This is a genomic window from Paenibacillus bouchesdurhonensis, from assembly GCF_900155685.1.
Lineage (GTDB): Bacteria > Bacillota > Bacilli > Paenibacillales > Paenibacillaceae > Fontibacillus > Fontibacillus bouchesdurhonensis.
In genome coordinates this window covers 822,630-829,392 of record NZ_LT732548.1, presented here as the reverse complement: position 1 = coordinate 829,392, position 6,763 = coordinate 822,630, and the positions used below count along the sequence as shown (strand labels likewise).

Here is a 6,763-nt window from a genome sequence, read left to right as displayed (position 1 = left end):
TGCAACTAGAATAAAAAGTGGACAGTCCTTAAGTGAACCTAGATAATAATCCTTAAGGGAGAGATGTCCGGATGGAACGTAATAGTTACAGTGAAGAGTTTAAGAAGCAGACAGTGAAGTATATTTTAGAGCAAAGTAAGTCCATGCCGCAGTTGGCCGAAGAACTCGGTATATCTGCGGGTGTGTTGCACAACTGGAAAGCACTTTACCGCGATGAAATCCAGCTGGAATCTTTAGTCACACCGGAGAGAGTGCGTCAACTCGAACAACAACTGCGTAATAAGGAACTGGAGAATCAAGAGAAGGAGCGGGAAAATCAAGATCTCCAGGAAGAACTCGCTATATTAAAAAAGGCGCTGCACATCTTCAGCAAAGAAAGGAATTGAGATTCCAATTCATTGAAGAACATCGCTCCGAGTTTTCGGTGGAGAAGATGTGCAAGGTTTTACAAGTGTCTCGGAGTGGCTTCTACAAGTGGCAAAAGGCATTGCCTAGCGAGCAGAAACTTCGAAAGGCGAAGGTTCTGGAGAGAGTCAAGTATCATTTTCATGACTCCGGGGAACGCTACGGCAGTCCTAAGATTACCCGAATGTTGTGGAAAGAGCGTATCCAGGTCGCGGAGCGCACAGTTAGCATCTACATGAAAGAACTGGGGTTGCGTTCTTGTGTCTCCCGTAAATTTAAGGTGCAGACGACCGATTCCAATCATGACTCACCCATTGCTCCCAATGAGTTGAACCAGAACTTTGCCGTATCTGAACCGAACAAAGTGTGGGTTGCAGATATTACCTACATCCCCTGCCGAGAAGGACGGCTGTACTTGGCTAGTCTGATGGATCTGTGCACACGCGAGATCGTGGGTTGGCGGCTTTACGGCCGGATGACAACAGAACTTGTCTTAGATGCTCTAGAGGCCGCATATGATGCGAAAAAACCAGGTAAGGGATTGCTTCACCATTCCGATCGCGGTTCACAGTACGCATCGAAGGAGTACCGTGACAAGCTGGAATCGTATTCCATGAAGGTTAGCATGAGTCGTAAAGGGAATTGCTACGATAACGCTTGTATCGAGTCATTTCACAGCATCTTGAAAAAAGAACTCATCTACAGAACGAAGTTCAAGACCAAACAACAGGCTTACGAGACCATTTACAGGTACATTGAATTTTTCTACAACCGCAAACGAATCCACAGTTCAATCGGCTATGTGTCGCCGGTTCAATTTGCTGCGCAATTCAAGAAGGAGACGGCGTAAACTTTCACTTAATAGGTGTCCACTTTCTTGACAGAAGTCCAAGAATACATTTAGTCACTAGTCACCATCCTTGGCGGTCATTTGGGGACGATAACTTTTTCGATCAACCTCGATCAATCTCGATCAACCGAGCTACTAACGGTCTTTTTCGCAGTATTGCAGTGTTGTAGTATTGCTGAATCCAGCATTGCAGTAGCAAATGGAAAGCAGCAATATTCACAGAATAAATTTGCATTGAAAACGCAAAAAAAGCACTACCGATATAATATCAGTAGTGCCTCTTATAATTGCTTGGCGACGTCCTACTCTCCCAGGACCCTGCGGTCCAAGTACCATCGGCGCTGGAGGGCTTAACGGTCGTGTTCGAGATGGGTACGTGTGGAACCCCTCCGCCATTGCCACCAAACGTGACTTTTGCACTGCATTCACTTCTTCGATCTGCTACAGCAAAATATCAGACCTTAGAACAAACATGCAGCTTAAACTGCATTTCAGATGTTTGATCACCTGAAAACTGGATACGAAACAAANGCACAGACCTGTGTTTTTGCTAAACAGTCGCTTGGGCCTTTTCACTGCGGCCCCCTCGTGCTATTCACACTACCGGGGCACCCCTTCTCCCAAAGTTACGGGGTCATTTTGCCGAGTTCCTTAACGAGAGTTCTTCCGCGCGCCTTAGAATTCTCTTCTCGCCTACCTGTGTCGGTTTGCGGTACGGGCACCTTCTCCTGGCTAGAGGCTTTTCTTGGCAGTGTGAGATCATGACCTTCGGTACTGTAAATTTTCCCTCCCCATCACAGCCCAGCCTTAACGATGTGCGGATTTGCCTACACATCAGCCTCACTGCTTGGACGAGCATCCATCAGCTCGCGTCACTACCCTACTGCGTCACCCCATCACTCATAACGGATTACGGTGGTACAGGAATTTCAACCTGTTGTCCTTCGACTACGCCTTTCGGCCTCGCCTTAGGTCCCGACTTACCCTGAGCGGACGAACCTTCCTCAGGAAACCTTGGGCTTTCGGCGGATCAGATTCTCACTGATCTTTTCGTTACTCATACCGGCATTCTCACTTGTATGCTGTCCAGCGCTCCTTACGGTACACCTTCAACCTGCATACAACGCTCCCCTACCCCTGAATCGACTTCACTCCAGCTTCGAAGTGATGTGTCTAACCCCTGGAGCATTTGGCCGAAACCCATGAACAATTTCAAAGGTTGCTTTCGGCAAAAATGTCTCGTGTTGNGGCTCCTAGCGCCTAGGCATCCTCCGTGTGCTCTTAGTAGCTTAACCATAATGCTTCGGTTTTGCGCCTGGCGCTCTGTTGTTCGTCGATTTCTTGATCAAGTAAATTCATACAAGGTAGAAATCGCCTCACAAAGGATCTCCAGTCCCAAAACCTTCGCTAGCCACTTTTCACCTCACTTGTTTTGACACAAGTTCAGCTATGATGAATTTTAATTTGGCTTTGCAGCTCATTTAAATTCATCAGAAAAGGAATATTTCTAAAACGCAAATTTCGTTTCGTTATCCAGTTTTCAAGGATCAAATGCTCGATCATGCGCAGCCATCACTTCGTGAGGTTGTAATGATCAGCAATGATGAAATTTTGTAACGATCACGCAAAGTGACGTTTGAAATTTCAGCAAATTGTTCCACCACCATTTTACTGGCGGAAGACTATCCTATCAAATTCCGATTTACCGATCAAGCGGTAAGTTATGGAACTGATTTGATATGAATTTAGATGGTATTTGTTGGTGGAGCCAAGCGGGATCGAACCGCTGACCTCCTGCTTGCAAGGCAGGCGCTCTCCCAGCTGAGCTATGGCCCCGCAAATTCCATCAAAACTGAACAAATGGATACTCGTCATTTCCACTTTACTAATGCAAAGTGTATCCGGCAGCTTGCGCCGACCGTATTTGTACCGCTTCGCTACGGAAGCGAGGTACTCCATAGAAAGGAGGTGATCCAGCCGCACCTTCCGATACGGCTACCTTGTTACGACTTCACCCCAATCATCTACCCCACCTTCGGCGGCTGGCTCCTTGCGGTTACCTCACCGACTTCGGGTGTTGTAAACTCTCGTGGTGTGACGGGCGGTGTGTACAAGACCCGGGAACGTATTCACCGCGGCATGCTGATCCGCGATTACTAGCAATTCCGACTTCATGCAGGCGAGTTGCAGCCTGCAATCCGAACTGAGACCAGCTTTGATTGGATTCGCTCCACCTCGCGGCTTCGCTTCCCGTTGTACTGGCCATTGTAGTACGTGTGTAGCCCAGGGCATAAGGGGCATGATGATTTGACGTCATCCCCACCTTCCTCCGGTTTGTCACCGGCAGTCACCTTAGAGTGCCCATCCGAAATGCTGGCAACTAAGATCAAGGGTTGCGCTCGTTGCGGGACTTAACCCAACATCTCACGACACGAGCTGACGACAACCATGCACCACCTGTCTCCTCTGTCCCGAAGGAAAGGCACATCTCTGTACCGGTCAGAGGGATGTCAAGACCTGGTAAGGTTCTTCGCGTTGCTTCGAATTAAACCACATACTCCACTGCTTGTGCGGGTCCCCGTCAATTCCTTTGAGTTTCAGTCTTGCGACCGTACTCCCCAGGCGGAATGCTTAATGTGTTTACTTCGGCACCAAGGGTATCGAAACCCCTAACACCTAGCATTCATCGTTTACGGCGTGGACTACCAGGGTATCTAATCCTGTTTGCTACCCACGCTTTCGCGCCTCAGCGTCAGTTACAGCCCAGAGAGTCGCCTTCGCCACTGGTGTTCCTCCACATCTCTACGCATTTCACCGCTACACGTGGAATTCCACTCTCCTCTTCTGCACTCAAGCCACCCAGTTTCCAGTGCGACCCGGAGTTGAGCCCCGGGATTAAACACCAGACTTAAATGACCGCCTGCGCGCGCTTTACGCCCAATAATTCCGGACAACGCTTGCCCCCTACGTATTACCGCGGCTGCTGGCACGTAGTTAGCCGGGGCTTTCTTCTCAGGTACCGTCACTCTTAGAGCAGTTACTCTCTAAGACGTTCTTCCCTGGCAACAGAGCTTTACGATCCGAAAACCTTCATCACTCACGCGGCGTTGCTCCGTCAGACTTGCGTCCATTGCGGAAGATTCCCTACTGCTGCCTCCCGTAGGAGTCTGGGCCGTGTCTCAGTCCCAGTGTGGCCGTTCACCCTCTCAGGTCGGCTACGCATCGTCGCCTTGGTGAGCCATTACCTCACCAACTAGCTAATGCGCCGTAGGCCCATCCCTTAGTGACAGATTGCTCCGTCTTTCATTGCTTCTTCATGCGAAAAAGCAAATTATCCGGTATTAGCTAACGTTTCCGCTAGTTATCCCAGGCTGAGGGGCAGGTTGCCTACGTATTACTCACCCGTCCGCCGCTAAGTTATTTCGGAAGCAAGCTTCCAAAACAACTTCGCTCGACTTGCATGTATTAGGCACGCCGCCAGCGTTCGTCCTGAGCCAGGATCAAACTCTCCATTAAAGGATTGGAAGGAATCTCATAACCTAAGTCATGAGGTGTTCCATCCGAGATGAAAGGAAGTTTTACCCGAAGGCAATTTCTCTTTCAGCTAAGTGTTTGACTTGCTCATTTTGAATCTGACGATTCATAATTTGAATCATTTATTAACGAGTTCCATTTGTTCAGTTTTCAAAGAACTTGCTTGCTTCTGTCCAGCGTACTTAAGTACATATAAGTTTTTGCCGAACAGTTAAATATAATAACAAATTTCTTTACTAATGTCAACTCTCTTTGAGCCAATTTATTTAGTTCGTTTCAAGCGACAAATAATAATTTACCACGATCAAAAACATATTGCAATATATTTTTTTGAGATAATTGTTGGAAGTGAGACAAGCTTGTTTCCATATATTCAACGGACTGGTCTTTGCTCATTTTCGAATTCGTTCATATTCATATTAGCTCATTCACTTTTGCTGATTTTCTTGTTCCTTCTTTTCGACGGATACAATACCACCTATCCTTCCAATTTAATAACCTCAAGCGCCTGAGTGAGAGCTTGCCTCTTCTCAAGAACCAGCAGCAGCCCGCGATCTGATAGTCTGATGATTCTTACGCAAACCCAGAAGGCGTCACCTCGATTCGGTCACCCAGCACAGGATAACCTCACTTCGACGAATGATTTATTTTAGTCAAAAAAAAGGTTAACCCTCATATAACACATAAGGATTAACCGGTTGTTATAGTATTATCTTGATTAAACCAACGTTGCGTCTTTTTTAGGAAACTCCTCCCGCTTCCCCCTGTTCCTCTCTTAGCTCGGCGTACCGAAGCAACGCAACAACACAACCTGCTAGTAATATAAATCCGGCCGCCATCCTCAGCGCAATATCATAATTCGCCGTCAGGGCCCCAATTCCTGAAGAACCTGCTACAACGCCGAGTGAAAAAAAGGCATAGAATAATCCAAACGCTCTACCCTTGGATTCTACACTAACATTGTTCATCAACAATGCATTCATAGAGGGAAATAACAAGGAAAAGCCAAATCCGTAAAGACCCATTACGGCAAACATAAGCATCTGGTCATTAAAAAACGACAGTAACAGCAATGCCAGCATAATAACCGCTCCACCGCAATACATAAGAGTCAGCGGCGATACGCGATCAAACCAGCGGTTGCTTGGCATCACGAATACAATAATAGCTACCACGCCAAATGTGCTTAGCATTAAGCCAGATATTTGCGCTGCAAAACCTAGCTCGTCCACTTTTAAAGGGAGGGCATAGGTTAATGCACCCATCGCAAACATCAATGAAAACGCCCCAATATAAGACTGCACTACGGGTCGCTTGCGAAGAATAACCTCAAATCCTGCCAGCGAATCTGATGTTGCAGGCCCTAGCCTGCGAGTGATCTGCTTTACTCTTGATGCTGGAATAGCAAGCGCTACTAGCAGTCCGCCCAATGCCAGTAAAATCGAAGTGCTGATAAATAGAGGCTGGAGGCCAAACTTGGCCTTCATAATCCCCGCCACCGCTGGGCCAACTATCGCCGCTGCTCCGACAGCTGCACCGGAGAGGGCCATCGTCCTTCCAGGCTGCTGTCCAGAAGCATGATGCGAGATTAAAGTAAATGCACTCGGCACTAAGAGTCCCCCGGTCAGCCCATGGATAAAGCGCACAATAATCAGATGCAAAGGCTGGCTCACTAGAGGATATAACAACATAACACCAGCTGTCAGAGTAAAGCCCAACAGCAAAACAGTTCTTGCACCGTAGCGATCAATCCAGTAGCCCGCTGCAATATTCCCGAACATATTAGTCAGTGAATACAGTCCAACGGCTAGACCGATCACGAATGACCCGGCTCCCAGGCTTTTGGCGAATGGCCCCATAACGGGCAGTTGTATAAACAAGTCCATAAAACAAAGCATGACAATGCCATATAATAAACGTTTCATCACATATCCATCCGTTCTATTAGTCAGCCAAGTCCACCGGATCATTCAG

General features: G+C 47.6%; 1 protein-coding gene, 1 tRNA gene, 2 rRNA genes, 1 pseudogene and 1 other annotated feature. Of the genes and pseudogenes, 1 reads left to right on the top strand and 4 read right to left on the bottom strand.

Annotation, left to right across the window (positions count from 1 at the left end; genetic code table 11):
• The first annotated feature begins 71 nt into the window (after positions 1-71).
• Positions 72-1,255 (top strand): annotated as a pseudogene (locus CZ379_RS08110) (IS3 family transposase).
• A 289-nt stretch (positions 1,256-1,544) separates the two neighbouring features.
• Here CZ379_RS08110 and rrf read toward each other — a convergent pair.
• From rrf to CZ379_RS08090, 4 genes are all read right to left on the bottom strand, one after another.
• Positions 1,545-1,661 (bottom strand): 5S ribosomal RNA (gene rrf / locus CZ379_RS08105).
• A 55-nt stretch (positions 1,662-1,716) separates the two neighbouring features.
• Positions 1,717-2,314: a sequence feature (23S ribosomal RNA rRNA prediction is too short), on the bottom strand.
• 701 nt (positions 2,315-3,015) lie between these two features.
• Positions 3,016-3,091: transfer RNA gene (locus CZ379_RS08100), tRNA-Ala, on the bottom strand.
• Between the two features lie 125 nt (positions 3,092-3,216).
• Positions 3,217-4,771, bottom strand: a 16S ribosomal RNA gene (locus CZ379_RS08095).
• 758 nt (positions 4,772-5,529) lie between these two features.
• On the bottom strand, positions 5,530-6,714 hold the full coding sequence (locus CZ379_RS08090; protein WP_110931188.1) for an MFS transporter: 1,185 nt from the start codon (positions 6,712-6,714) through the stop codon (positions 5,530-5,532).
• Positions 6,715-6,763: the final 49 nt, after the last annotated feature.

Coding starts and splice junctions, on each gene's coding strand:
- CZ379_RS08090 (WP_110931188.1), bottom strand. CDS start 6,714: ATGAAACGTTTATTATATGGCATTGTCATGCTTTGTTTTATGGACTTG.